Source organism: Pseudomonas sp. WS 5412 (assembly GCF_012985615.1).
Classification (GTDB): Bacteria; Pseudomonadota; Gammaproteobacteria; order Pseudomonadales; family Pseudomonadaceae; genus Aquipseudomonas; species Aquipseudomonas shahriarae.
Genome location: NZ_JAARMB010000001.1, coordinates 142,981 through 168,307, shown reverse-complemented (window position 1 = coordinate 168,307; position 25,327 = coordinate 142,981). Strand labels below are relative to the sequence as shown.

The 25,327-nt window shown below is 60.7% G+C and carries 25 protein-coding genes; 11 read left to right on the top strand and 14 right to left on the bottom strand.

Annotated features, from left to right (window positions below; translation table 11 throughout):
- Positions 1-89 precede the first annotated feature (89 nt).
- A complete protein-coding gene (locus tag HBR94_RS00850) occupies positions 90-644 on the top strand; it encodes a tetratricopeptide repeat protein (protein WP_057439017.1) in 555 nt (184 codons plus the stop codon).
- Positions 645-648: 4 nt separating this feature from the next.
- Here the strand turns inward: HBR94_RS00850 and HBR94_RS00845 are convergent, their stop codons facing one another.
- The 7 genes from HBR94_RS00845 to HBR94_RS00815 all read right to left on the bottom strand — a co-directional run bounded on the left by HBR94_RS00845 (position 649) and on the right by HBR94_RS00815 (position 7,482).
- The gene (locus tag HBR94_RS00845; protein ID WP_170044016.1) at positions 649-1,761 is read right to left on the bottom strand and encodes a succinylglutamate desuccinylase/aspartoacylase family protein; all 1,113 of its coding nucleotides are present in this window, start codon (positions 1,759-1,761) and stop codon (positions 649-651) included.
- A 9-nt stretch (positions 1,762-1,770) separates the two neighbouring features.
- Positions 1,771-2,481, bottom strand: a complete 711-nt coding sequence (locus HBR94_RS00840) for an ABC transporter permease (protein WP_170044015.1) — start codon at positions 2,479-2,481, stop codon at positions 1,771-1,773.
- Positions 2,478-3,197, bottom strand: coding sequence for an ABC transporter permease subunit (locus HBR94_RS00835; protein WP_169989727.1), 720 nt, complete (start codon positions 3,195-3,197; stop codon positions 2,478-2,480). Before HBR94_RS00835 ends, HBR94_RS00840 begins: the two co-directional genes overlap by 4 nt.
- Before the next feature lie 31 nt (positions 3,198-3,228).
- Positions 3,229-3,999, bottom strand: a complete 771-nt coding sequence (locus HBR94_RS00830) for a transporter substrate-binding domain-containing protein (protein WP_115129068.1) — start codon at positions 3,997-3,999, stop codon at positions 3,229-3,231.
- Positions 4,000-4,035: 36 nt separating this feature from the next.
- Entirely contained in the window at positions 4,036-6,093 is a 2,058-nt protein-coding gene (locus HBR94_RS00825; protein ID WP_057960689.1) for an FAD-dependent oxidoreductase, read from the bottom strand.
- 93 nt (positions 6,094-6,186) lie between these two features.
- Positions 6,187-7,047, bottom strand: a complete 861-nt coding sequence (locus tag HBR94_RS00820; RefSeq protein ID WP_115129070.1) for a MurR/RpiR family transcriptional regulator — start codon at positions 7,045-7,047, stop codon at positions 6,187-6,189.
- Between the two features lie 108 nt (positions 7,048-7,155).
- Entirely contained in the window at positions 7,156-7,482 is a 327-nt protein-coding gene (locus HBR94_RS00815; RefSeq protein WP_003236992.1) for a DUF1820 family protein, read from the bottom strand.
- A gap of 132 nt (positions 7,483-7,614) precedes the next feature.
- Between HBR94_RS00815 and miaB the strand changes: the two genes are divergently transcribed.
- The 5 genes from miaB to lnt all read left to right on the top strand — a co-directional run bounded on the left by miaB (position 7,615) and on the right by lnt (position 13,038).
- The gene (gene miaB / locus HBR94_RS00810; protein ID WP_170044014.1) at positions 7,615-8,943 is read left to right on the top strand and encodes a tRNA (N6-isopentenyl adenosine(37)-C2)-methylthiotransferase MiaB; all 1,329 of its coding nucleotides are present in this window, start codon (positions 7,615-7,617) and stop codon (positions 8,941-8,943) included.
- 225 nt (positions 8,944-9,168) lie between these two features.
- A complete protein-coding gene (locus tag HBR94_RS00805; RefSeq protein ID WP_029292238.1) occupies positions 9,169-10,173 on the top strand; it encodes a PhoH family protein in 1,005 nt (334 codons plus the stop codon).
- Positions 10,166-10,624 carry an rRNA maturation RNase YbeY gene (gene ybeY / locus HBR94_RS00800; RefSeq protein ID WP_057960691.1) on the top strand — a complete coding sequence of 153 codons (459 nt, stop codon included), beginning with the start codon at positions 10,166-10,168 and terminating at the stop codon, positions 10,622-10,624. The genes HBR94_RS00805 and ybeY overlap by 8 nt, the downstream gene beginning before the upstream one ends.
- A 42-nt stretch (positions 10,625-10,666) precedes the next feature.
- Positions 10,667-11,506 carry an HlyC/CorC family transporter gene (locus HBR94_RS00795; protein WP_005791724.1) on the top strand — a complete coding sequence of 280 codons (840 nt, stop codon included), beginning with the start codon at positions 10,667-10,669 and terminating at the stop codon, positions 11,504-11,506.
- An 8-nt stretch (positions 11,507-11,514) separates the two neighbouring features.
- Positions 11,515-13,038: an apolipoprotein N-acyltransferase gene (gene lnt / locus HBR94_RS00790; protein WP_057960692.1), complete on the top strand. Its 1,524-nt coding sequence runs from the start codon at positions 11,515-11,517 to the stop codon at positions 13,036-13,038.
- A gap of 134 nt (positions 13,039-13,172) precedes the next feature.
- On the opposite strand, the gene HBR94_RS00785 is transcribed toward lnt, so the two are convergent.
- On the bottom strand, positions 13,173-13,934 hold the full coding sequence (locus HBR94_RS00785) for a YdcF family protein (protein ID WP_170044013.1): 762 nt from the start codon (positions 13,932-13,934) through the stop codon (positions 13,173-13,175).
- Between the two features lie 84 nt (positions 13,935-14,018).
- Positions 14,019-14,336, bottom strand: coding sequence for a hypothetical protein (locus tag HBR94_RS00780; protein WP_057439011.1), 318 nt, complete (start codon positions 14,334-14,336; stop codon positions 14,019-14,021).
- A 262-nt stretch (positions 14,337-14,598) separates the two neighbouring features.
- Between HBR94_RS00780 and leuS the strand changes: the two genes are divergently transcribed.
- The 5 genes from leuS to HBR94_RS00755 all read left to right on the top strand — a co-directional run bounded on the left by leuS (position 14,599) and on the right by HBR94_RS00755 (position 20,765).
- Positions 14,599-17,205 carry a leucine--tRNA ligase gene (leuS, locus tag HBR94_RS00775; RefSeq protein WP_169959809.1) on the top strand — a complete coding sequence of 869 codons (2,607 nt, stop codon included), beginning with the start codon at positions 14,599-14,601 and terminating at the stop codon, positions 17,203-17,205.
- Positions 17,206-17,295: 90 nt separating this feature from the next.
- Positions 17,296-17,901: an LPS assembly lipoprotein LptE gene (lptE, locus tag HBR94_RS00770; protein WP_057439009.1), complete on the top strand. Its 606-nt coding sequence runs from the start codon at positions 17,296-17,298 to the stop codon at positions 17,899-17,901.
- 39 nt (positions 17,902-17,940) lie between these two features.
- Positions 17,941-18,978 carry a DNA polymerase III subunit delta gene (gene holA, locus HBR94_RS00765; RefSeq protein ID WP_170044012.1) on the top strand — a complete coding sequence of 346 codons (1,038 nt, stop codon included), beginning with the start codon at positions 17,941-17,943 and terminating at the stop codon, positions 18,976-18,978.
- 235 nt (positions 18,979-19,213) lie between these two features.
- Positions 19,214-19,378 carry an alternative ribosome rescue factor ArfA gene (gene arfA, locus HBR94_RS00760; protein ID WP_003176285.1) on the top strand — a complete coding sequence of 55 codons (165 nt, stop codon included), beginning with the start codon at positions 19,214-19,216 and terminating at the stop codon, positions 19,376-19,378.
- Between the two features lie 61 nt (positions 19,379-19,439).
- On the top strand, positions 19,440-20,765 hold the full coding sequence (locus tag HBR94_RS00755) for a lytic murein transglycosylase (protein WP_057439007.1): 1,326 nt from the start codon (positions 19,440-19,442) through the stop codon (positions 20,763-20,765).
- A gap of 95 nt (positions 20,766-20,860) precedes the next feature.
- Here HBR94_RS00755 and HBR94_RS00750 read toward each other — a convergent pair whose 3' ends face one another.
- The 5 genes from HBR94_RS00750 to HBR94_RS00730 all read right to left on the bottom strand — a co-directional run bounded on the left by HBR94_RS00750 (position 20,861) and on the right by HBR94_RS00730 (position 25,159).
- Positions 20,861-21,793, bottom strand: a complete 933-nt coding sequence (locus HBR94_RS00750) for an LD-carboxypeptidase (protein WP_057439006.1) — start codon at positions 21,791-21,793, stop codon at positions 20,861-20,863.
- 173 nt (positions 21,794-21,966) lie between these two features.
- The gene (gene lipA / locus HBR94_RS00745; protein WP_057444888.1) at positions 21,967-22,968 is read right to left on the bottom strand and encodes a lipoyl synthase; all 1,002 of its coding nucleotides are present in this window, start codon (positions 22,966-22,968) and stop codon (positions 21,967-21,969) included.
- Positions 22,969-22,993: 25 nt separating this feature from the next.
- On the bottom strand, positions 22,994-23,641 hold the full coding sequence (gene lipB, locus HBR94_RS00740; RefSeq protein WP_057960700.1) for a lipoyl(octanoyl) transferase LipB: 648 nt from the start codon (positions 23,639-23,641) through the stop codon (positions 22,994-22,996).
- Positions 23,641-23,916 carry a DUF493 domain-containing protein gene (locus HBR94_RS00735; protein WP_029292256.1) on the bottom strand — a complete coding sequence of 92 codons (276 nt, stop codon included), beginning with the start codon at positions 23,914-23,916 and terminating at the stop codon, positions 23,641-23,643. The genes lipB and HBR94_RS00735 overlap by 1 nt, the downstream gene beginning before the upstream one ends.
- A gap of 85 nt (positions 23,917-24,001) precedes the next feature.
- Complete coding sequence (locus tag HBR94_RS00730; protein WP_029292257.1) at positions 24,002-25,159, bottom strand: D-alanyl-D-alanine carboxypeptidase family protein; 1,158 nt, start codon at positions 25,157-25,159, stop codon at positions 24,002-24,004.
- Positions 25,160-25,327 lie beyond the last annotated feature (168 nt).

The following is a 25,327-nucleotide window of genomic DNA, read 5'->3' as shown; positions in this document are numbered from 1 at the left end:
TTGTAAGCAGAGGCCTGCTTATTTCATAATGCGCGCTTATTGGATCCCCACGTGGCTCCACGCGCCCCGTCAGAGGTAAGTCGATTCCCATGAAACGCACCGGCCGCACCCTGGTTCTGGGCTGCCTGTTGCTCCTTCAACCGCTGCTTGCACATGCACAAGCGGGCGGCAACTCGTTGTTGATCCCAGCGATGGGTCGTTGCACCCTCAATACTCAGTCCGACAGCCAGGCCGAGGCGCTGAGCGCCTGCCAAACCCTGGCCGATGGCGGGGATGCGCAGGCGCAATACGAGTTGGGCGAATTCTTCTACGACGACAAAAACCCTGCCCGCGACCTGAACAAAGCCTTGAGCTTCTTCGAAAAAGCCTCGCTGCAAGGCCATGCCCAGGCGCAGTTCAAGCTGGGCAGCATGTTCTTCCATGGCGAAGGCGTGCCGGCCAACAACGTGCAGGCGTATATCGTGCTGAAGATGGCGGCGGTCAACGGCGCCGAAGATGCGCTCGACACCGCTGACGAAGTGGCCGAGCACATGCAGCGCGACGAGCTGGAAGTGGCGACCCAGGTGCTGGGGCAGATTTTCCGCAATTACCTGCAGGAATTGCAGAGTGCGGATGGGCGTTCGCCCTTTTCGCCGCTGCCCTGACCTGTCAAGGCGATAACAGGTCGCCCTGTCGATAGGCCCTGACACCCGCGACATGGGCAATCGTCATACCCGCCGTCGCCATCCGCCGTAACGAGCGCACATACAACATCCCCCCATGAGCACAGACCACCGGTGTCGAGCGGTCGGTGATCGGATCAATGATCTCGGCGACCCGCTGCCCCTCCTGTAGGGCGTCGCCAACCCTGGCGCAAAACACGATCAGCCCAGGCGCCAGACTCACTATCGGCTCCACCCCCGCCAGCGGTGTGGGTGGGTTAAGCAGAGGGGGCAGTTGCGGTACCAGGCCCTCAATGGCCCCTATATAGGTCAGGTAATCAATCAGCGCCTGGCTGTCCCGGCGCGCCAGCCCGTGATCCACATCGGCCACACCGCGCAACTCCACGGTTACCGCGAAGCCCGGCGACTGAATACGTCCGGCAAAGCGCGCCTGCATCTGCCTCCAGAACAGTGTGAAACACTCGTCGAACGATTGCCCCCCCGCCTCGTGCGCCATGAAACAGGCTTCGGCACCCAGGTAGCGCGCCAGAGGCTCGACTTGTGGCCAGAAGTCCGGCGCCAGGTACAGGTGCTGCACCGCTTCGAAGTCGCAATGCAGGTCCAGCACCATATCCGCGTCACAGGCGAGGGTTTGCAAGGTCAGGCGCAGGGATTGCAGTTGCGTCGTGGGGACCTGACGGGCCAGGACGGCTTTCAGGCTTGCGCGGATCAGATGCAGGTTGCGGACAGGGTCATCGGTCAGTTTCGCGCCCACTTCATCGCCCACCTGCTGACTGAGGTCGAGGAAAAACCGATTGAAGTTCTCCCGGCTTTCGTTATCGAAGCGCCCCTGGGGCACGTCCATCAACACCTGCTCCAAACCCAACGGGTTGGCGACGGGTACCAACACAATGTGTCGACGCAGCACGCCCGATGCCTCAAGGGCGGCCAGCCGTTGCTTGAGATGCCAGAGCACCAACATGCCCGGCAACTCATCGGCGTGCAGGGAAGATTGGATATAGATTTTTCCGCAGGACGCCGGCGGTCCGTAATGAAAGCTGTAAATCTGCCGGGACATGCCCGGCATCGCCGCCAACAGTTCATGTCGTTCTATTTGCATATCGACCTCCTATCGGCCGGGTCCCAAAAAGCTCAACCAGCGCCGCTCCGCCAGGCGGAACAGCCCCACCAGGGCAAACGTGGTCAACAGGTAAAGGAGCGCGGCAATGGCAAAGGACTCAAACGTAAGGAACGTCGTGGAACTCGCATCCCGCGCCACTTTCAGAAGGTCCGCAACCGTGGCCGTAAAGGCCAGCGTCGTAGAATGCAGCATGAAAATCACTTCATTGCTGTAGTAGGGCAATGAACGACGCACCACGACGGGCATGACCAGGTAAACGTAGAGCTTCCAGCCGTCAAACCCCAGGGCTCGAGCGGCCTCGACTTCGCCACGGGGCATGGCGCGAATGGCCCCGGCGAATATTTCGGTGGTGTAGGCACAGGTATTGAGGGCAAAGGCCAGTACGGTGCAATTGAGCGCGTCGCGAAAAAAAGCATCCAGCAATGGCTGTTCGCGTACTGCAGCAATACTGTAAATGCCGGTGTAACAGATCAATAACTGGATATAGAGCGGCGAACCACGAAACAGGTACGTGAAGCATTGCACAGGCCAGCGCAGCCGCCGCCGGCATGCAACCCGGGCAATGGACAAGGGCAGCGCCGCGATGAATCCCAGGCATAGCGACAGGCTGGTCAACCACAAGGTCATCGCCAGCCCAGTGAGCTGTTCGCCGTCGGAGTAGAGAAAGGGTCGCCAGTACTCCTGGATCAGCTCGATCATAGCCGGCTCTCGCTGCTGTAACGGCGCTCAAGCCAACGCAACAGCGCGTTGGACACACTGCTCAGCAAGAGATAGATCAGCGCCGCAAACAGCAGAAAACCCAAGAGCTGCTGACTGCCCTTGCCCGCCATTTGCGCCACCTTCACCAGATCGGCCAAGCCAATGATCGATACCAGCGCCGTGGCCTTGAGCAAGACCATCCAGTTATTCCCAAGGCCTGGCAAAGCGAACCGCATCATCTGCGGGAACACCACATACACAAAGCCCTGCCAGGGAGTCAGGCCCAATGCCTTGGCAGCATTCGCTTGCCCACCGGGCACCGCCAGCAAGGCCCCACGGAACGTCTCGGTAAAGTAAGCCCCATAGACAAACCCCAGGGTAATAACCCCCGCGCTAAACGGGTCGATTTCTATGTAGGCCCATTCCAAGGCGTTTGTCAGGCGACTCAGCCCGGTTTGTAGACCATAGAAAATCAGCAGCATCAGCAGTAAATCCGGCACCCCTCGGATAAGCGTGGTGTAAAGCTGGGCCGAGAAGCGCCAGCCCCACACTCTGGACAGTTTCGCGCACGCCCCGATCAAGCCAAAGACCAGCCCCAGCAGCAGGGATAACAACGCCAGCTTGAGTGTGAGCCAGATGCCTTGCAGCAACAGGGGGCCATAGCCCAGCAGGCTCGTCATGAAGTGCGCGGCGACCGGCAATAATGGTTCAAACATAAGTGCCCGCTCCTTACTTGATAAAGAGCGGTCAATTGCCGCTGAACATGTCCATGCCGTCGAAGTACTGGTCTTGCAGGCGGGCATAGGTGCCATCCGTGTGCAGCGCCGCCAACCCCTGGTCCAGCATGCCTTTCAAGGCGGCGTTGCCCTTGGCGAGACCGATGGCACTTTTTGCTGGCATCAATTCGCTTTCAATCACAGGACCAAGGACAAAACCGGCACCACGGGGCGAGCGTAAAAATCCGCTGCGGGCTTGCTGTGCGTCTTGTAGCGAAGCCTGCAAACGCCCCGTTATCAGATCGGCATAGACTTGCTCCTGGTCGGGATAGGCCACCACCTTCATGCCCGCCTTGGCCAGCACTTGCTTGGCATAGACCTCCTGGATGGAGCCTTGCAAATAGCCGACAGATTGACCGCTGGGCGCCTCCAGGCGGGTACCTTGCCTGTACACCATGGCAGTCGGGCTGGAGAACACTTCGGAGGTGAAATCAATCACCTTCAGGCGTGCGGCAGTAATGCTCATCGAGGCCAGTATGGCGTCGATCTTCCCGGCCTTGAGGCTTGGGATCATAGCGTCGTAGTCAATCTCGACCCACTGGCAACGGACATCCAGGTGTGCACAGATAGCGTTGCCGATATCAACTTCAAAACCGACCAGTTGACCGGTGTTGTCTTTATAGGCAAAGGGCGCGTAGTTGGGGTCAACGCCAAAGCGAATAACTTCGTAGCTTTTGGCAAGTACCGAACCATTGAATAAAAAAATAATAGACAGCGATAACATCAGGACTATTTTTTTCATTGTTTTATTCCTCGTTATTTGTAGAACAACAGAACGCTACATAACCTCCAGACATGTAATTTCTCGACGCATGAATAATGAGCCGGCAGGGGCGTCAAATTCTCGCGCCTGGCGATGACCGCCATACACCGCCGCCGCTATGGTCCCCGGCGCCAGGCAGTCACCTATCGGGAGCAGAGTCTGGATACCGGCTTCTCGCAACTCTTCGTCAGGCCGGTCGAGCGCCCGGAACAAAGCCTGCTCGGGCTCGCGGGACGTCACCAGTAACAGCGAGGCCACAGCAATCACACGAGGCCGACCGGTATAGACACAGCTGGCAATCACACCATCAGACGTCACCGTCATCAGCGAGTGGGAAGCGATGATGGTGACATCCAGTTCCAGCAGGCGACGCTGGATGCGATGTTGTTCAAGGGTGTTATGGGTCCAGGCCGCAACATCCGCTGCCGGGGTGACGAAGACAACCTCCACGCCCTGGGCCACCAACCGCTCGGCCAGCACGCTGCCCATATAGTAATGATCGTCGTCGAACAACAGCACTGGCGAAGGGGCAAGCGCACCGCCCATCACATCATCCGGGGTCAGGATCGGCAGGCTTTCCAGTCCGGGCAAGGCCTGACGCAGCGCCCTGCCCAGGCCATCACGACGCCAGCGAGCGCCGGTCGCAATAAAAACGTGCGCGGCGGCGAAGTCCAGTACGTCTTGAGCCTCCAGGGGGCTTTGCCGATAGATCTGCACCCTGTCCATGCGGCTCAGGGCATCCAGCCGATAGTCGATCACCCGCGACCAACTCGACAACCCGGGCAATTTGGACTCAAGTGCCACACGCCCGCCCAGGGTCCGCGAGCTCTCCACCAAGGCGACCTCCATGCCGCGCGCGCCCAGCACACGCGCACATTCAAGCCCGGCGGGCCCTGCACCGACCACCAGGGCGCGGCTTGAGCTGCGTGCAGGGCTCACCGACTCGGGGTGCCAGCCCCGCCGCCATTCTTCGCCCATGGTCGGGTTCTGTGTGCATCGCAAGGGCGTACTGGTGTGGTCGCCACTGACGCAGACATTGCAGCCAATGCATTCGCGGATCTCATCCATCCGCCCTTCTTCAATCTTCTTGGGCAGGAACGGGTCGGCAATCGACGGGCGGGCAGCACCGATCAGGTCCAGCACGCCACGTCTGACCAGGGAAACCATGGTATCCGGCGAGGTAAAACGCCCCACACCCACCAGCGGTTTACTGGTCAACGCCTTCAGCCCGGATAAAAAGGTCTCTTGATAACCTTCGCTGGCAAAACGCGAGGTCATGCTGTCGTTCGACCAGTCGGCCACATTGATATCCCACAGGTCTGGCAAGTCAGCCAGCATGGTGAAGATTTCGGCCCCCTCCCCTTCGTGGGACAGGCCAGCGGCGATCTGCTCATCCACCGCCAACCGCACAGCGACCGCACACCGGTCGCCCACCGCGTCCCGAGTGTCTTCAATCAACTCGCGCAACAAGCGCACGCGATTCTCCAACACCCCTCCGTACTCATCGGTACGACGGTTGTTGCGCGGTGTCAGAAAATGAAACGGCAAGCCCAGATCGTGGCCGGCGTACACATAGACGATATCGAAACCCGCCGAGCGCGCCCGTAAGGCGGCCGCCCGATGCATCTGGCGCAGTTGCCTGATATCCGCAAGACTCATGGCCCGCGCCTGGACCGGGTCATACCCTCGCACTGGAGTGTCAGAAGGGGCCCACGGCACTTCGCGGCTGTAGCGATTCGGCGCGGAGTAGCCATTGAACGCCAGTTCAACGCCTGCCAGTGAACCGTGCTGGTGGACCGCCTCACACATTCGCGCCAGCGCCGGTATATCTCGCTCGTCCCACAACCGTGCTTCTATATAAGGAGAAAACTCGCTGTGTGGGCTGATCTCGCACTCCTCCGTACAAACTACGCCCCATCCTCCCTGAGCCTTGATGCCACGCATACTCGCCATGGCGGAGGGGTGCACATGCCCCATACCGTTGCAATGAGGCACTTGATAAAAGCGGTTACGGGTGCGAACCGGTCCTATTTGAACTGATTCAAAAAGAATGTCATACCGAGGATCGCGCACAGGGCTACTCCCGAACGAATAAGTCCGTTGATAAAGGCTCAAAGAGCTATATAAAAATCAGTCGTGCGTTAACAGTCGAATTGCAACGCAGGTTCAACTTTGTACATAACCTACAAATGTTTGATGCAACTGTGCGATTGAACGCAAATACTCTTCCATCTCTGGACCGAGCTTTTTCGACATATCGTTAATCAACAAATGGGTCAGGGACAACATGGTCGACGTCGAGTCCCATAGCAGCTCAAGCTCCGTGGACACCCGGAATACCTCGTCGGCATTTTGCTCGGCCCACTCGCAAAAGTTATCGGTAATCAGCGTGACGGGAATATTGCGGCTGCGAGCCTCGCGACATAACAGCAGTGATTGGCGCGAATAACGTCGCGCTTCATAGACAATCAGCATCGAATCGGCCGGGGAAGCGAGCAATACCTCGCCGAAATGACCGGAGGCGCCATCCAGCAGGTGCACGCCACGGCGCAGATACTGCAGCATATGAGCCATGGAACAGGCGGTACCGCGCTCAGTCCCGAAACCGGCGACAAAAATCTGCGGTGTTTGCGCAAGCCTGCTGGTCACTGCCTGCCAGGGAACGGTACGGGTGTATTCATAAACCCGCACCAGGGCCGCGATTTCCAACTCCAGGCTGCGGGCCAACGAACGCTGGCTATCAGAACCCTCCTGCTGGAAAGCGCGCAGCCGGTCGCCGATCAACCAGGGGCTATCGCCCAAGTCATCCTTGAGTTCGTTCTTGAGGTCTTTGAAATGCTTGTAGCCCACGGCGCGACAGAAGCGGCCAACGGTGGACTCACTGATGGCAAGCTTCTGCGCCACCATCGCCGAGTTCTCGAAGGGCAGATCCCTCAAGTTCGACAAAATATAAGCCGCCAGCGCGCGATAGGAAGGCGATCTGGATGACAGTTGCTGTTGGAGGCGTGTTTTTATAGGTGTGTTCATGGCGTCCTCTGCGCATGAGCACAAACTGATATTTTTCTATCACTCAGTCAATACGTGACAGATAACTATCAGAACGGTCCTACAAATCAGGGTCTGGAGCCCAGCGTTCTACTTTTCCGGCATCGGCATCGGAAACGGCATGACATTGCTCACACCCCGCGCCTCGCTGATCTTGGGCGTGCCCAGGCGCTCGACTTCGTCGATGCGCACAATCGAATGCATCGGCACAAAACTGCGCACCACGCCTTCGAACTGGGCCTTGAGCTTTTCCTCGCCCGGATCGACGACCAGCTGCGTGCGCTCGCCAAAGACGAACTCTTCCACTTCCAGGAAGCCCCACAGATCACTTTGATAGATCTGTTTGGCGTACATTTCGAACACCTGGCCCTGGTTAAGGAAAATCACCTTGTAGATTGGAGCTTCACGTTTGGTCATGGGGGGCGGGCAGCACATCGGCGGATATAAATGAGGGCGCGAACTATAGCATGGCACCCGATGCACAGTGCTAGGAACCAATGGGCATGCCCCCTATAATGCGCGGTTCTTTACCACCAGTTGACGATTCCCATGGCCAAGAAGCTTTACATCGAAACCCACGGTTGCCAGATGAACGAGTACGACAGCTCGCGCATGGTCGATCTGCTGGGTGAACATCAGGCCCTGGAAGTCACGGCTCGCGCCGAAGATGCCGACGTGATCCTGCTCAATACCTGCTCGATCCGCGAACGGGCCCAGGATCGGGTCTACTCGCAGCTGGGCCGCTGGCGTGAACTGAAACTGGCCAACCCGGACATGGTGATCGCCGTCGGTGGTTGCGTGGCCAGCCAGGAAGGCGCGGCCATTCGCGACCGCGCGCCCTATGTCGACGTGGTCTTCGGCCCGCAGACCCTGCACCGCCTGCCGGAAATGATCGACGCTGCGCGTATCACCAAGTTGCCGCAGGTGGACGTCTCGTTTCCGGAAATCGAAAAGTTCGACCACCTGCCCGAGCCACGCATCGACGGCCCGAGCGCCTATGTGTCAGTGATGGAAGGTTGCAGCAAGTACTGCACCTTCTGCGTGGTGCCTTATACCCGGGGCGAAGAAGTCAGCCGACCGTTCGACGATGTGCTGGCGGAAATCATCCACCTGGCCGAAAACGGCGTGCGTGAAGTGACCCTGCTGGGGCAGAACGTCAACGGCTATCGCGGCCAGACCCACGATGGGCGCCTGGCGGACCTGGCCGAGCTGATTCGCGTGGTCGCGGCGGTAGACGGTATCGAGCGGATTCGCTACACCACCTCGCACCCGCTGGAGTTCTCCGACAGCCTGATCCAGGCCCACGCCGAAGTGCCGGAGCTGGTCAAGCACCTGCATTTGCCGGTGCAATCGGGCTCGGACCGCATCCTCTCGGCGATGAAGCGCAACCACACGGCCCTGGAGTACAAGTCCAAGCTGCGCAAACTGCGCGCCGCCGTGCCGGGCATCTGCATCAGTTCGGACTTTATCGTTGGTTTCCCTGGCGAGACCGAGAAGGACTTCCAGCAGACCATGAATTTGATTGAAGACGTCGGTTTCGACTTCTCCTACTCCTTCGTCTACAGCCAGCGCCCCGGCACACCGGCTGCCGACCTGGTCGACGAAACCCCGGAGGAGCTGAAAAAGGAGCGCCTCAACGCCTTGCAGCATCGCCTCAACCAGCAAGGTTTCGAGATCAGCCGACAAATGGTCGGCTCGACCCAGCGCATCCTGGTCACCGATTACTCGAAGAAAGACCCGGGCGAGTTGCAGGGACGTACCGAGAACAACCGGATCGTCAATTTCCGTTGCGACAACCCGACGCTGATCGGCCAGTTCGCCGACGTGCACATCGACGCGGCGCAACCGCACTCGCTGCGCGGCTCACTGATCCAGTAACCCATCAATACTCCTGACTGATGGAGATCAAAATGTGGGAGCGGGCTTGCTCGCGATGGCAGTGGATCAGTGACAGATGCATTGACTGACACACCGCCTTCGCGAGCAAGCCCGCCCCCACATGGGAACCGCGCAGCATTCCGATAACTTAAGTGCTTTCGCACACCGGCGGCTGGCGTTATCCTCTATTTCACCTAAACAGCCAAAGGGCGGCTAAAAGCAACCTTGAACGCACCCATAGCAGAACCCCATCGTTTCCTCCTCGAGCCGTTTGAGGCTCGTCGTTTCGCCAATCTGTGCGGACAGTTCGACGAGCACCTGCGCCTGATCGAACAACGCCTGAGCATCGAGATCCGCAACCGCGGCAATCAATTCGAGCTGATTGGCGAACCCCAGCACACCACGTCTGCAGAAAACCTGCTGCGTCGCCTCTACCGCGAAACCAAGGGTAGCGAGCTGTCGCCGGAAACCGTGCACCTGTACCTGCAGGAATCCGCCGTGGAAGACCTGGCCAATAACCCGGTGGCCGAAGCCAGCGTGGCGCTGCGTACCAAAAAAGGCATGATTCGCCCGCGCGGCTTGAATCAGCAGCGCTATGTCAAAGAAATCCTCGGCAACGACATCAACTTCGGCATCGGCCCGGCCGGTACCGGCAAGACCTACCTGGCCGTGGCCTGTGCGGTAGACGCCCTGGAGCGCGAACAGGTGCGACGCATCCTGTTGGTGCGCCCGGCGGTGGAAGCTGGCGAGAAACTGGGCTTTCTGCCCGGCGACCTGGCCCAGAAGATCGACCCGTACCTGCGCCCGCTGTACGACGCACTGTATGAAATGCTTGGCTTCGAATACGTGGCCAAGCTGATCGAGCGCCAGGTGATCGAGATCGCCCCGCTGGCCTATATGCGCGGTCGCACGTTGAACAACAGCTTCATCATCCTCGACGAAAGCCAGAACACCACGGTCGAGCAGATGAAGATGTTCCTGACCCGTATCGGTTTCGGCTCCACCGCCGTGATCACCGGCGATATCACCCAGGTCGACCTGCCCAAGGGCACCAAGTCGGGCCTGGGCCAGGTGATCGAGGTGCTCAAGGACGTGCCGGGGATCAGCTTTACCCACTTCATGCCCAAGGATGTGGTGCGTCACCCGCTGGTACAGCGCATTGTCGAGGCCTACGAGCGCTTCGAACACCGCGACGACGGGCTGTCGAAGGACAACCGCCGCGATGCTTGAGCTTGATCTGCAACTGGCCACTGAAGCGCCAGCCCCCAGCGAAGAACAGTTCCGCCAATGGTGCACACTGGCCCTGCGCCAGCGCAGCGCCGACTCGGAACTGACCATCCGTCTGGTGGACGAACCTGAAGGCCGCGAGCTGAATCACACCTGGCGCCAGAAAGACTACGCGACCAATGTGCTGTCGTTCCCCGCCGATGTGCCGGATGAACTGCTGGATATCCCGCTGCTGGGTGACCTGGTGATCTGCGTCGCGGTGGTGGAGCGCGAAGCAAAGGAACAAGGCAAGGCCCTGGAGGCCCACTGGGCCCACTTGGTCATGCACGGCTGCTTGCATCTGTTGGGTTACGACCATATAGATGATGAAGAAGCCGAAGAAATGGAAGCACTGGAACGAACGTTGCTTGCAGAGTTGGGTCATCCTGACCCCTATGCAGACGACGAACACTAATCGACACTCAACTGAAACAATCAAGGATTTAGAGTAATCGCTATGAGCGAAGACCGATCGAGCAACGGGCAAAAGTCATGGCTGGGTAAACTGACCCAGGCTTTTGCCCACGAGCCGAAAAACCGCCAGGAGCTGCTGGAGCTGCTGCGCGAGGCCCATCAGAACAAGTTGCTGGACAGCGAAGCGCTGGCCATCGTCGAAGGCGCCATCCAGGTGGCTGACCTGCAGGTTCGGGACATCATGGTCCCGCGCTCGCAGATGATCAGCATCAAGGCGACCCAGACCCCACGGGAATTCCTCCCGGCCGTGATCGACTCGGCGCACTCGCGCTACCCGGTGATCGGCGAAAGCCATGACGACGTCATGGGTGTCCTGCTGGCCAAGGACCTGCTGCCGCTGATCCTCAAGGAGAACGGCGACAGCTTCAACATCAAGGACCTGCTGCGTCCTGCGACCTTCGTGCCTGAATCCAAGCGCCTGAATGTGCTGCTGCGCGAGTTCCGCGCCAACCACAATCACATGGCCATCGTCATTGACGAATACGGCGGTGTCGCCGGCCTGGTGACCATCGAAGACGTGCTGGAACAGATCGTCGGCGATATCGAAGACGAACACGACGTTGAAGAAGACAGCTACATCAAGCCGCTGCCCAGCGGTGACTTCCTGGTCAAGGCGCTGACGCCGATCGAGAACTTCAACGAGTTCTTCGACAGCGAATTCTCCGACGATGAGTTCGACACTGTCGGTGGCCTGGTGATGAGTGCGTTTGGTCACTTGCCCAAGCGTAACGAAACCACCGAGATCGGCGCCTATCGCTTCCGCATCCTGAATGCCGATAGCCGTCGCATCCACCTGATCCGCCTGACACCTATTGCCCGCTAAGGACTGATATGCGCCGTCTCACCGCACCCGGCTGGCCCGGTAACCTGCTGGCCGTGGTGGCCGGTGCTATCACCACCCTGGCGCTGGCGCCGTTCGATATCTGGCCGCTGGCGCTGGTGGCGGTCGGGGTGTTCTATGCCGGGATGCGCCAACTGACACCCCGCCAGGCCTTCGGGCGTGGCTGGTGTTTCGGCTTTGGCCTGTTTGGCGCGGGCACCAGTTGGATCTACTACAGCATCCATCACTTTGGCGGCGCGTCGGTGTTGCTGGCCGGGCTGTTGATGCTCGCGTTCACCGCCGCGATTGCGCTGTTCTTTGCCCTGCCCGCCTGGCTCTGGGCGCGCTGGCTGCGCCGTAACGAAGCGCCGCTGGCCGATGCCCTGGCGTTTGCCGCGCTATGGGTGGGCCAGGAAGCGTTTCGCGGCTGGTTCCTCACCGGTTTCCCTTGGTTGTACTCCGGTTACAGTCAACTTGACGGCCCGCTGGCCGGGCTCGCGCCGCTGGGCGGGGTGTGGCTGATTTCGTTTGCCCTGGCCTTGAGCGCGGCACTGCTCGTCAACCTGCCGCGCTTGCTGGCAGCCAGGCGCAACGCGTTTATCGGCGCAGGCCTGGTGCTGCTGGTTGCGCCCTGGGCCATTGGCCTGGGGCTCAAGCACTACGCCTGGACCAGCCCCGCCGGTGAACCGCTGACCGTCGCGGCGATCCAGGGCAATGTCGAGCAGAGCATGAAGTGGGATCCGGCCCAGCTCAACGCGCAACTGGCGCTGTACCGCGACATGAGTTTTGCCTCCAAGCGCGTGGACCTGCTGATCTGGCCGGAAACCGCCGTGCCGGTGCTCAAGGAGTCCGTCGAGGGCTACCTGGGGATGATGGGCAAATTCGCTGCCGACCGGAACGCGGCGATGATCACCGGCGTGCCGATCCGCCAGGAAGTACGCCATGAGAAGCGCTACTTCAATGGCATCACCGTGGTCGGTCAAGGCGATGGCACCTATTTGAAGCAGAAGCTGGTGCCCTTTGGCGAGTACGTGCCGCTGCAGGATGTATTGCGCGGGCTGATCGCGTTCTTCGACCTGCCGATGTCGGACTTCGCCCGCGGGCCTGAGGACCAGGCCATGCTGCAAGCCAAGGGTTATCAGATCGCGCCGTATATCTGCTACGAAGTGGTCTATCCGGAGTTCGCCGCCGGCCTCGCCGCCCGCAGCGACTTACTGCTGACCATCAGCAATGACACCTGGTTCGGCACCTCCATCGGCCCCTTGCAGCACCTGCAAATGGCCCAGATGCGCGCCCTGGAAGCCGGCCGCTGGATGATCCGTGCCACCAACAACGGCGTGACCGGCCTGATCAACCCGTTCGGGCAGATTACCGAGCAGATCCCGCAGTTCGAGCGCGGCATTCTCTACGGCGAGGTCGTACCGATGCACAACCTGACGCCGTACCTGCAATGGCGTTCGTGGCCGCTGATCATCCTGTGCCTGGGGCTGTTTGGCTGGGCCCTGCTGGCCGGGCGCATGGCCAAGACCGTCTGACAGACACCCAAGACCCAATGTGGGAGCGGGCTTGCCCGCGATGGAGGTGTATCCGTCAGCATTTTTAGTGACTGACCCACCGCCATCGCGGGCAAGCCCGCTCCCACACACGCCCCACATGTTGATTTGCGGCGTTAACGATAGAACAGGCGGTAACCTACCTGCCCCACCGCCTCATTGATCAACTGTCCACTCTGCCAGATCGACTTGAATTCCGGCATCCAGCCGCCCAGTGGCCGGGCATTGTCCACCCCCAGGAAGCCGACCGGTGCCGGCACCACGGTAAAGCCAGCCTTCTCGAAGCTCCACACCGAACGCGGCATATGCCAGGCCTGGGTCACGACTACCACGCGCTGGACGCCCTGGGGCAACAGGATCTCGGCACTCATTTGCGCATTTTCCCAGGTGGTGCGGCTGCGCTCTTCCTTCCAGCGCACGGCCACGCCAAAGTCTTGCTGCATCGACACTGCCATCAACTGCGCCTCGCTGGGCGGCGTGCCGTAGTGCAGGCCGCCGCTGGTCAGCACCGGCAGCCCGGACGCCTTGGCCAATCGCGCCGCGTAGCGCTGGCGCTCCAGGCCGATACCGGTCGGCTGATCGGCGCCCCAGGCCGGATCACCGCGCTCGCGGCCCGAGCCCAGCACCACAATGGCATCGGCCCGTTCTGCCAGGCTGGCCCAGTCTTCCACGGCCAATGGCGGCTCGGTTTCCAAGGCGCGTGCGCCCCACTCCACCATCACCGGCAAGCTGATCAGCCACATCCCGCCAAACCCCAGGGCAAAGCACACGCCGGCCAAGCGTGGACGGGTGCGGCGAAACCACCAGGCAAGGGCCAGCAGCAGCAAGAGAATGCCGGGCGGCAGCAATAATTGTTTGATGAAATAACGAATAGGCATCGAGCATCTCCAAAGATGCCCGAAGCCTAAGGTGTAACGGGGTTTAGCGACAATCTTTACCAGCGGTGGATAACGCTGATCAGGTTACTTGAATCGCACAGACCGCAGCTTTTCCGGGCTGCGGCCGGCGGACAAGTCCTTGAGCCATACCACCTTGGACGATCGCACCGCTTCCCTGGCTGGCACAGGAGCCACCCATTGCGGGATAGGGCGCGCGTTCAAGTCCAGGTAGGCCTTGATCACTTCAAACTCTGCAGGGCTCAAGCCTCGCAGTTCCAGCTCATCAGGCCGTTCGTCACGCAATCGGCCTGCGGTTCTTGCTGCGTCCAGTGCTCGACCCAAGCGGTCGATCAGTCCTTCATACACTTCCGGTTTCGTTCTCATTCGCTGCGAATCAACCATCCCCTCACCTCATTAAAGATAAGTCTCACTCCCCAATAAACAGCGTAGCTGCGCTGACGCAACCAACCGCGCGCCGCGACCAACGGCCTGCGCGGCGCAATCAGGGTTTCCCTCGATAGAGTGGGGTCATGTATGCTACGGCGCTTCCTGTAACTCCACTTCCCGCAGGGTTTGGGCACGGACGCGCCGCTTTTTGGTGTCGCTCAACCCGGACAATGCACCGAAGAGGATTAGGCCACCCCTATTCAGTTCAAAAGTAGCCATGCACGAACAATATCAGCCCCGTGAAATAGAAAATGCCGCCCAAACTTTCTGGGACGAGCAAAAGTCCTTTGAAGTCAGTGAACAGCCAGGCAAGGAGACTTACTACTGCCTATCCATGTTCCCTTACCCCAGCGGCAAACTACACATGGGGCACGTGCGTAACTACACCATCGGCGACGTGATTTCCCGCTACCAGCGCATGCTCGGCAAAAACGTCCTGCAACCTATGGGTTGGGACGCCTTCGGCATGCCTGCGGAAAACGCCGCGATGAAAAACAACGTAGCGCCCGCCAAGTGGACCTACGAGAACATCGCCTACATGAAGACCCAGCTGCGCAGCCTGGGCCTGGCCGTGGACTGGTCCCGCGAAGTGACCACCTGCAAGCCGGACTACTACCGCTGGGAACAATGGCTGTTCACCCGCCTGTTCGAAAAAGGCGTGATCTACAAAAAAAGCGGCACCGTGAACTGGGACCCGATCGACCAGACCGTCCTCGCCAACGAGCAAGTGATCGACGGCCGTGGCTGGCGTTCCGGCGCGCTGATCGAAAAGCGCGAAATCCCGATGTACTACTTCAAGATCACCGCCTACGCCGATGAACTCTTGTCGAGCCTCGACGACCTGCCGGGCTGGCCTGAACAGGTCAAGACCATGCAGCGCAACTGGATCGGCAAGTCCAAGGGCATGGAAGTGCAGTTCCCGTACAACGTCGATTCCATCGGTGAAACGGGCGCCCTGAAAGTTTTCACCACCCGTCCGGACACCCTGATGGGCGCGACCTACGTCGCCGTGGCCGCCGAACACCCGCTGGCCACCCAAGCCGCACAGAACAACCCTGAGCTGCAGGCCTTTATCGCCGAATGCAAAGGCGGCAGCGTGGCTGAAGCCGACGTCGCCACCCAGGAGAAAAAAGGCCTGCCGACCGGGCTGTTCGTCGAGCACCCTCTGACCGGTGAAAAACTGCCGGTTTGGGTCGCCAACTATGTGCTGATGCACTACGGCGATGGTGCAGTAATGGCAGTGCCTGCTCACGACGAGCGCGATTTCGAATTCGCCACCAAGTACAACCTGCCGATCAAGTCTGTGGTGCGTACCAGTTCCGGTGATACCAACCCGGCCCCATGGCAAGACGCCTACGGCGAACACGGTACCCTGATCAACTCCGGCGAGTTCGACGGCCTGGACTTCGTAGGCGCTTTCGACGCCATTGAAGTCGCCCTGATCAAGAAAAACCTCGGCGCCTCGCGTACCCAGTTCCGCCTGCGCGACTGGGGCATCAGCCGCCAGCGCTACTGGGGCTGCCCGATCCCGATCATCCACTGCGAAACCTGCGGTGACGTGCCGGTACCGGAAGACCAACTGCCGGTCGTCCTGCCCGAAGACGTGGTGCCGGACGGCGCCGGTTCGCCACTGGCGCGCATGCCCGAGTTCTACGAGTGCAGCTGCCCGAAATGCGGCCAGCCTGCCAAGCGTGAAACCGACACCATGGACACCTTCGTCGAGTCCTCGTGGTACTACGCCCGCTACGCCTCGCCGCACTATGAAGGCGGCCTGGTGGAAAAGTCCGCAGCCGACCACTGGTTGCCGGTGGATCAGTACATCGGTGGTATCGAACACGCGATCCTGCACCTGCTGTACGCGCGCTTCTTCCACAAGCTGATGCGTGACGAAGGCCTGGTCAGCTCCGACGAGCCGTTCAAGAACCTGCTGACCCAGGGCATGGTGATCGCCGAGACTTACTATCGCCGCGAAGCCAATGGCGCCTACACCTGGTTCAACCCGGCGGACGTCGAGTTGGAGCGTGACAGCAAAGCCAAGGTGATCAGTGCCAAGTTGAAATCCGACGGCCTGCCGGTGGAAATCGGCGGTACCGAGAAGATGGCCAAGTCGAAGAACAACGGCGTCGACCCGCAGTCGATGATCGACCAGTTCGGCGCCGACACCTGCCGCCTGTTCATGATGTTCGCCTCGCCGCCCGATATGAGCGCCGAATGGTCGGACTCTGGCGTCGAAGGTTCGCACCGCTTCCTCAAGCGCGTCTGGCGCCTGGCCCATGGCCATATCAGCCAGGGCTTGCCGGGCAAACTGGACGTGGCGTCGTTGAGCGACGAGCAGAAACTCATTCGCCGCAGCACCCACCTGGCCATCAAGCAAGCCAGCCAGGACGTGGGCCAGCACCATAAATTCAACACCGCCATCGCCCAGGTGATGACGCTGATGAACGTGCTGGAAAAAGCCCCGCAGGCTACCGAACAGGACCGTGCACTGGTGCAGGAAGGCCTGGAAGCAGTCGTCCTGCTGCTGGCGCCGATCACCCCGCACATCAGCCACGACCTGTGGAGCCAGTTGGGCCACAGCGGCGCGGTGATCGATGCTGCATGGCCGGTCGCGGATGACAGCGCCCTGGTCCAGGACACGCTGCAACTGGTGATTCAGGTCAACGGTAAACTGCGCGGCCAGATCGACATGCCTGCCAGCGCCAGCCGCGAAGAAGTCGAAGCCGCCGCGCGCTGCAATGAGAACGTGCTGCGCTTCACCGAAGGCCTGACGATCCGCAAAGTGATCGTAGTGCCCGGTAAACTGGTCAATATCGTCGCTAGCTAATCGGATCGGGCGCCAGGGCAAGAGCCCTGGCGCCGAACAAAACCTCCAGGGCCTCGATAAGGCCCACATGGTTTCAAGGGGAGCAATAAAATGATCAAACGCAACTTGCTGGTTATGGGCCTTGCCGTACTGCTGAGCGCATGCGGCTTCCAGCTGCGCGGCACCGGCACCACGGAACTGGCGATCAAGGAATTGGATGTCAGCGCGCGCAACTCCTATGGTGAAACCGTGACCCAGCTGCGCCAAACTCTGGAAAACAGCGGCGTCAAAGTCTATAACGGCGCGGCTTACAAGCTGGTGCTGATCGACGAGAAAGAGACCCAGCGTAACCTCAGCTACGCCAGTGCCGGCCGGTCTTCGGACATCGAGTTGAGCAGCGTGCTCATGTTCCAGATCCAGGGCCACGACCAGTTGCCGCTGATCAGCGACAAACTGCAAGTGCAGAAAGTCGTGACGCACGACGGCAACAACCTGGTCGGTTCCGACACTGAGGTCAATCAGGTTCGCAATGAAATGCGCCGTGACCTGGTCCAGCGTATGGTCCTGCGCCTGCAGATGATCAGCCCGGCCCAGCTCGATGCCCTGCAGCAGACTGCCGACGCCAAGGCCAAGGCGGATGCCGAGGCGCTGAAAGCCGCGCAGGACTATGAAAACAGCATTCCCAAGCAATCGCCTGTTGAAGTCCCTGCCGAGTAAACCAGACGGGGCGCGTCATGCGCCCCGTCCATCCAGCCTATGAAACTCGCCCCCGCCCAACTCGCCAAACACCTGCAAGGCAACCTCGCGCCTGTGTACATCGTCAGTGGCGATGATCCGCTGTTGTGCCAGGAAGCCGCCGACACCATTCGCCAGGCTGCGCGCCAGCAAGGCTTTGATGAACGCCAGGTGTTCAGCGCCGACGCCAGCTTTGACTGGGGCACCCTGCTCCAGGCCGGGGCCAGCATGTCGCTGTTTGCCGAAAAACGCCTGCTGGAACTGCGCCTGCCCTCGGGCAAGCCCGGCGACAAAGGCGCGGCGGCCCTGATGGAATACTGCGCCCGCCCCGCCGAGGACACGCTGTTGCTGATCAGCCTGCCCAAGCTCGATGGCAGCGCGCAGAAAACCAAATGGGGCAAGGCGCTGGTGGAAGGGGCACAGACCCAGTTCATCCAGATCTGGCCGGTGGACAGCAGTCAGTTGCCGCAATGGATTCGCCAACGCCTGTCGCAAGCCGGATTGTCTGCCAGCCAGGACGCGGTCGAGCTGATCGCGGCCCGGGTTGAAGGCAACCTACTGGCGGCGGCCCAGGAAATCGAAAAGCTCAAGCTGATGGCCGAAGGTGGCCAGATCACCGTCGAGACCGTACAGGGCGCCGTGGCCGACAGCGCACGCTTTGACGTATTCGGGCTGGTGGACGCAATCCTCAACGGTGATGCGGCTCACGCCTTGCGCATGCTCGAAGGGCTGCGCGGTGAAGGGGTCGAGCCGCCGGTGATTCTCTGGGCCCTGGCCCGGGAACTGCGCTTGCTGGCCAATATCGCCCTGCAGTACAGCCAGGGCACCCCTCTGGACAAGGCCTTCAGCCAGGCCCGCCCGCCGGTGTGGGACAAGCGCAAGCCCCTGATGAGCAAGGCCCTGCAACGGCACTCGGCGCAACGCTGGGCGCAATTGTTGCTCGAAGCCCAACGCATCGACGCGCAGATCAAGGGCCAGGCCGCAGGGTCGCCGTGGATGAGCTTGATCCGTTTGTCGCTGCTGATGTCCGGCCAGCGCCTGGCACTGCCCGCCGAATAGCACGCTCGCCCAACCACCACAAAACCAATGTAGGAGCTGGCTTGCCTGCGATGCAGGCGCCTCGGTGTGTCAGTCACGCGGTGGTGATGCCATCGCAGGCAAGCCAGCTCCTACAGTTTTGATCGTCGCCGTATTCAGGTTTTTGATATTTCCTACATCGCGCCGGGCTGGACAGCCGGCAGACTTCGGCAGATGATTTGCACCGCATCACCCACCCCATCGGAGAGTCCCGATCATGAGCAAAAAGCCATCCAAGCATGGCCCCAACAAGGCCAAATCCATCATCGCCCAGCCGTTGTTCCGCAGTCGCCAGGAACGCGCCGGCAAAGGCAAAGGCAGCTACCGCCGCGAAGCCTTCCAGTCTAATAGCTGGGAGGCTTCTTACTTTCTGGCTGCCTGAAGGCAAGCGCCCCTCTGGCATGATAAGGTCTGCACCTGATTCGTATTTCCTGGACCTGTGCATGCCCTCTAGTCTTTCCCGTCGTTGGCACCTTCGCCAATTGATTGCTGCCTCCAGCCTGATCCTGTTAGTCGCCTGCGCCGAAAAACCCACCGCCGCCGACGCTCAGCCCCTGCCCACGCTCCAGACCGCACCGGTTGCCGCCCCCGCCGTAGTTGCGCCCCTGGCCGTGACCAATCTCGATATCCAACCGACCCAGACCTTTGCCGAATGGCAGGCAGGTTTTCGCGTCGAGGCCCTGAAGGCCGGTATCACCCCGACGGTATTCGACACCGCCTTCGCCAACGTCACCCCCGACATGGCGGTCATCCGCGCCGACCGCAGCCAGCCGGAATTTTCCCGCCCGGTGTGGGAATACCTCAACGGTGCCTTGTCGGCGCTACGCGTACGCAATGGCCAGGCCTTGCTGATCAAGCACGCCGATATCCTGCAAAGCATCGAACAGCGCTACGGCGTTGATCGCCAGGTGCTGGTCTCGGTGTGGGGCATGGAAAGTAACTTCGGTTCGTTCCAAGGCAATAACTCGGTGATCCGCTCCCTGGCGACCCTGGCCTATGAAGGCCGCCGCCCGGCATTCGCCCAGGCGCAGTTGCTGGCCGCGCTGCAAATCATCCAGCACGGTGACATTCCAGCCGAACAGATGCGCGGTTCGTGGGCCGGCGCCATGGGCCAGACCCAGTTCATACCGACCACCTACAACACCCACGCCGTGGACTTCGACGGCGACGGTCGCCGCGACATCTGGAACAGCTCGGCCGACGCCCTCGCCTCCACTGCGCACTACCTGCAAAGCTCGGGCTGGCAGAAAGGCCAGCCGTGGGGCTTTGAGGTGCAGCAATTGCCGACAAACTTCGATTACGCCCTGGCTGATGGCGTGGTGCGCAAGCCGGTCGGCGAATGGTTGAAGCTGGGCCTGCAGGTGCCGGCCGGCGCCAGCGTGCCGCCCAACGTAGAAACGCTGTCGGCCGCCCTGCTGCTGCCGGCCGGCCATCGTGGCCCGGCGTTCCTGGTGCTGGATAACTTCCGCGCAATCCTCAAGTACAACAACTCGTCGTCCTACGCCCTGGCGGTCGGCCTGTTGTCCGAGCGTTTTGGCGGCGGTGGGGTGATTCGCGGCGATTGGCCAACGGATGAACTGCCACTGACCCGCTCCCAGCGCATCGAGTTGCAGACGGTGTTGAGCGCCAATGGCTATGAGGCCGGCAACCCGGACGGGATTATCGGCGCCAATACGCGCAAGGCGATTCGTGCGGCGCAGCAGTCGTTGGGCTGGCCGGCGGATGGGTATCCGACGGTGAAGTTGTTGGAGTCGTTGCGTAGCCGCTAGATCGGTGTAGGGCGACTGCCGCTCCCACATTTGGAATGCAATTCCCTGTGGGAGCCAGCTTGCTCGCGATAGCGTGCCGACAGGCGGCAAAACACTCAGAGCCTAGACACCACATCCTGCTCCAGCACCAGCCGCTGCTCCCCCGCATCCAGGCGCACCAAGGCGCCCATCGGCAAGGTCAGATTGGGGTCGCAATGGCCGCTGCGCCAGCCGGACAGGACCGGAATACAGAACGGTTGGAAGGTCTGTTTCAACAGCCGCTCCAGCGCGACGTTATCCACTCCCGCCACATCCCCCACCAGCACACCGCGCACCTGCGCCAGCTTGCCCGCCAGGCGCAAGTGCGTCAGCAGGCGGTCGATGCGATAGATTGGCTCGTTGACGTCCTCGATAAACAGGATGATGCCCTCGGCATCAAGCTCGAAGGGCGTGCCCATCACCGCCGCGATCATCGACAGGTTGCCCCCCAGCAAGCGCCCACAGGCGATGCCAGGCTCAATGGTGGTCAGCGGGTACGCCACTGGGTGCGCCAGCACACTGCCAGCGCCCAGCTGGCCGCGCAGCAGGCTGAACAGTGATGACTCCGTGGGCTGTTGCTTGTCACCGAGCAAGTCGGCATTGAGCATCGGGCCGTGGAAGGTCACGAAGCCGGCGTAGCGGCTGATCGCCAAGTGCAGCGCGGTGATATCGCTGTAGCCGACGAAGGGCTTGGGATTGGCTGCCAGCAGCTCGAAATCCACGCTATCGAGCAAGCGTGGGGTGCCGTAGCCACCTCGCAGACAGAAGATGGCGTCGATCTCGGGGTCGGCGAAGGCCGCGTGCAGGTCGCGCAGGCGTACTTTATCGCTGCCGGCCAGATAACCATCGCGCTCATACACCCCCGAAAAAATCCGCAGCTCGTAGCCACGGGCGCGCATCCATTGCCCGGCCTTTTCAACATCCAGCGCGGCGGGGCCAGCGGGGGCAATGAGGCCGATCACACCTTCGGCGCGCAGGGCGGGTACGGCGGTGGCAAGCGGGTTAGTCATCCTTGGTTCTCCCTATTCTGTACAGCACAACGAACTGTGGGAGCGGGCTTGCCCGCGATGCACACGCCTCGGTGTATCAGTTGCACCGAGGCGATGCTATCGCGGGCAAGCCCGCTCCCACACAAGCCAGCCCCCCTACACGCCCATCCACACAAATGGATCGGCGCCAAGGTTTAGGAAACCAGGCTAGCCTTGACCAGCTTGGCCTGTTCGTCGGCGTGGTACGACGAACGTACCAGCGGGCCCGACGCGACGTTCTTGAAGCCCATCTTGTAGCCTTCTTCGGCAAACCAGGCAAAGGTGTCCGGGTGCACGAAACGCTGCACCGGCAAGTGGCTGCGCGATGGTTGCAGGTACTGGCCGAGGGTCAGCATGTCGATGTCGTGTTCGCGCATGCGCTTCATGACTTCGATGACTTCTTCGTCGGTTTCGCCCAAGCCCAGCATCAGCCCGGACTTGGTCGGGATGTGCGGCATCATCTGCTTGAATTTCTGCAGCAGGGTCAGCGACCACTGGTAGTCCGAACCCGGACGCGCAGCCTTGTACAGGCGCGGCACGGTTTCCAGGTTGTGGTTGAACACATCTGGCGGCTCGGCGGCGGTAATTTCCAGGGCGACGTCCATACGGCCACGGTAGTCCGGGACCAGGGTCTCGAGCATCACGTTCGGCGACAGTTTGCGGATTTCGCGGATGCAGTCGGCAAAGTGCTGGGCACCGCCGTCGCGCAGGTCATCGCGGTCTACCGAGGTGATCACCACGTACTTGAGTTTCAAGTCGGCGATGGCGATGGCCAGGCTTTCCGGCTCGTTGACGTCCAGTGGCTTCGGCCGGCCATGGCCAACGTCGCAGAACGGGCAACGACGGGTGCAGATGTCACCCATGATCATGAAGGTCGCGGTGCCGCCGGAGAAGCACTCGCCCAGGTTCGGGCACGAGGCTTCTTCGCACACACTGTGCAGCTTGTGCTTACGCAGCAGCGCCTTGATACGGTCGACTTCCGGCGAGACCGGGATGCGCACGCGGATCCAGTCGGGCTTTTTCGGCAGTTCGGTGGTCGGAATGATCTTCACCGGGATGCGTGCAACCTTCTCGGCGCCGCGCAGCTTGACGCCGGCTTCCACCTTGGCACGCGGAGCCGGGGCCGGACGCTCGGTAATGTCCAGCGTCGGGATCATGGTTTGCACAACATCAGTAGTCATATCAGTCGATTCCGCCCGTCAGGGTCGTCTGCTCAGCATAGTCGAGGTGTTTGACGAGCTGCGCGCGCAGCCGGGCACTTACCTCGGCAAATTCTAGGGGTGTTGCGTGATCGCTCAACTGGGTCATGGCCAAACCGGCGTAACCACAGGGATTGATCCGGCGAAACGGCGCCAGGTCCATGTCCACGTTCAGGGCCAGGCCATGAAAGGAACAGCCATGGCGGATGCGCAGGCCCAGGGAGGCGATTTTCGCGCCGTCGACATACACACCTGGAGCATCGGGCTTGGCCACGGCTGTCACGCCATAACTGGCCAGCAGCTCGATCAGGCAGTTTTCCATGCGACTGACCAGCTCACGCACGCCGTAACCCAGCTTGCGCACATCCAGCAGCAAATAAGCCACCAGTTGTCCGGGCCCATGGTAAGTCACTTGACCACCTCGGTCGACCTGCACCACCGGAATATCACCCGGAAGTAGTAGATGCTCAGCCTTGCCAGCCTGGCCCTGGGTGAATACCGGCGGGTGTTCCACCAGCCAGATTTCGTCGGGAGCCGAGCTGCCGCGCTCATTGGTAAAGCGCTGCATGGCGTGCCAGACCGGCTCGTACGCCATCTGGCCGAGCTCGCGAAAGCCCAGGACCTGCGACATCACAACACCATATGTACGAAACCGGTGGCTCGCAGTTCGCTGTTGATGTCGTAAAGCTGGTCTTGACCGGTCGCAACGATGTGCAACTGAATCGTGGTGTACTTACCGTTGGTGCTCAAGCGCTCATCCACACGGTTGTCGTTGATCGTTGCGTGTTTACGCATGATCTCGAGGATCTTATCTTTGTTGCCCACACCGGTATCGCTGATCACCTTGACGGGATAGTCCGTCACCGGGAATTCGATCTTTGGCGCCTTTACTTCTTTATCGGTCATGGCGAAACGGCCTCGTAAGCGGTAAGCCGTGGCGACGGGCAAAGCCCCGCGTCGGATCAACGCGGGGCCTTGCGGGTGCACACAATCAGTTGAACAAGCCGTAGAAGAATAGACGGATGCTATCCCACACGCGGCGGAAGATACCACCTTCCTCAACGGCGTCGAGTGCGATCAGATCGGCGCTGTGTACGACTTTGTCGTCCAGCTTCACTTCGACTTTACCGATCACATCGCCCTTGGCGATTGGCGCGGTCAGTTGTGGGTTCATGGTCATGCTGGCAGCCAGCTTCTTCAGCTGGCCTTTAGGCATGGTCAGGGTCAGGTCGTCAGCCAGGCCGGCCTTGACTTGACGCTCGGTGCCTTTCCACACAGGAGCCTGGGCCAGTTCGGCACCCTTCTGGTAGAAGGTCTGGGTTTCGAAGAAACGGAAGCCATAGGTCAGCAGCTTCTGGGTTTCCGCCGCACGGGCCTGTTCGCTGTTGGTGCCGAACACCACGGCGATCAGACGTTGGCCGTCACGCACAGCCGAGGACACCATGCAGTAGCCGGCTTCGTCGGTATGCCCGGTTTTCAGGCCGTCGACGGTCTTGTCGCGCCACAGCAACAGGTTGCGGTTAGGCTGCTTGATGTTGTTCCAGAAGAATTCTTTCTGGGAGTAGATGGCGTAGTGCACCGGGTCGACACGAATGATCGCGCGCGCCAGGATCGCCATGTCATGGGCCGACGAGTAGTGGTCTGGGTTTGGCAGGCCGGTCGGGTTCATGAAGTGACTGTTGGTCATGCCCAGGTCAGTCACGGTTTTGTTCATCATGTCGGCAAATGCATCTTCGCTGCCGGCAATGTGTTCGGCCAGGGCGACGCTGGCGTCATTACCGGACTGGATGATGATGCCGTGCAGCAGGTCGCTGACAGTGACCTGGGAGCCGACCTTGATGAACATCCGCGAACCGCCGGTGCGCCAGGCGTTTTCGCTGACGGTCACCGGATCGTTTTCACCGATCTGGCCGCGACGGATTTCCAGGGTCGCGATATAGGCGGTCATCAGCTTGGTCAGGCTGGCCGGCGGCAGGCGCTGGTCACCGTTGTTTTCGACCAGCACGTTGCCGCTGGCGGCATCCATGAGCACGTAGGACTTGGCAGCCAGTTGCGGTGGCGCTGGCATCATTTCGACGGCCCAGGCAGCGGGCGCAATGATCAGCGGGACAAGCAGGCACAGGCGTTTGGCTAAGGTGGTGATGTTCATCCGTCTCTCGAAATTGCTTATGGAAACTTGCCCTCGCGGGCAAAACATTCAGACAGCCCGTCACCAGGCTGTCGCGTATTCAGTTGCCAGCTCAACCCTTGCCTTCGGGTTTTTATTATTCGAAGAGCCTGCAACCAGGGCCCCGGCGCGCAAGCGTGCCAGCACCCT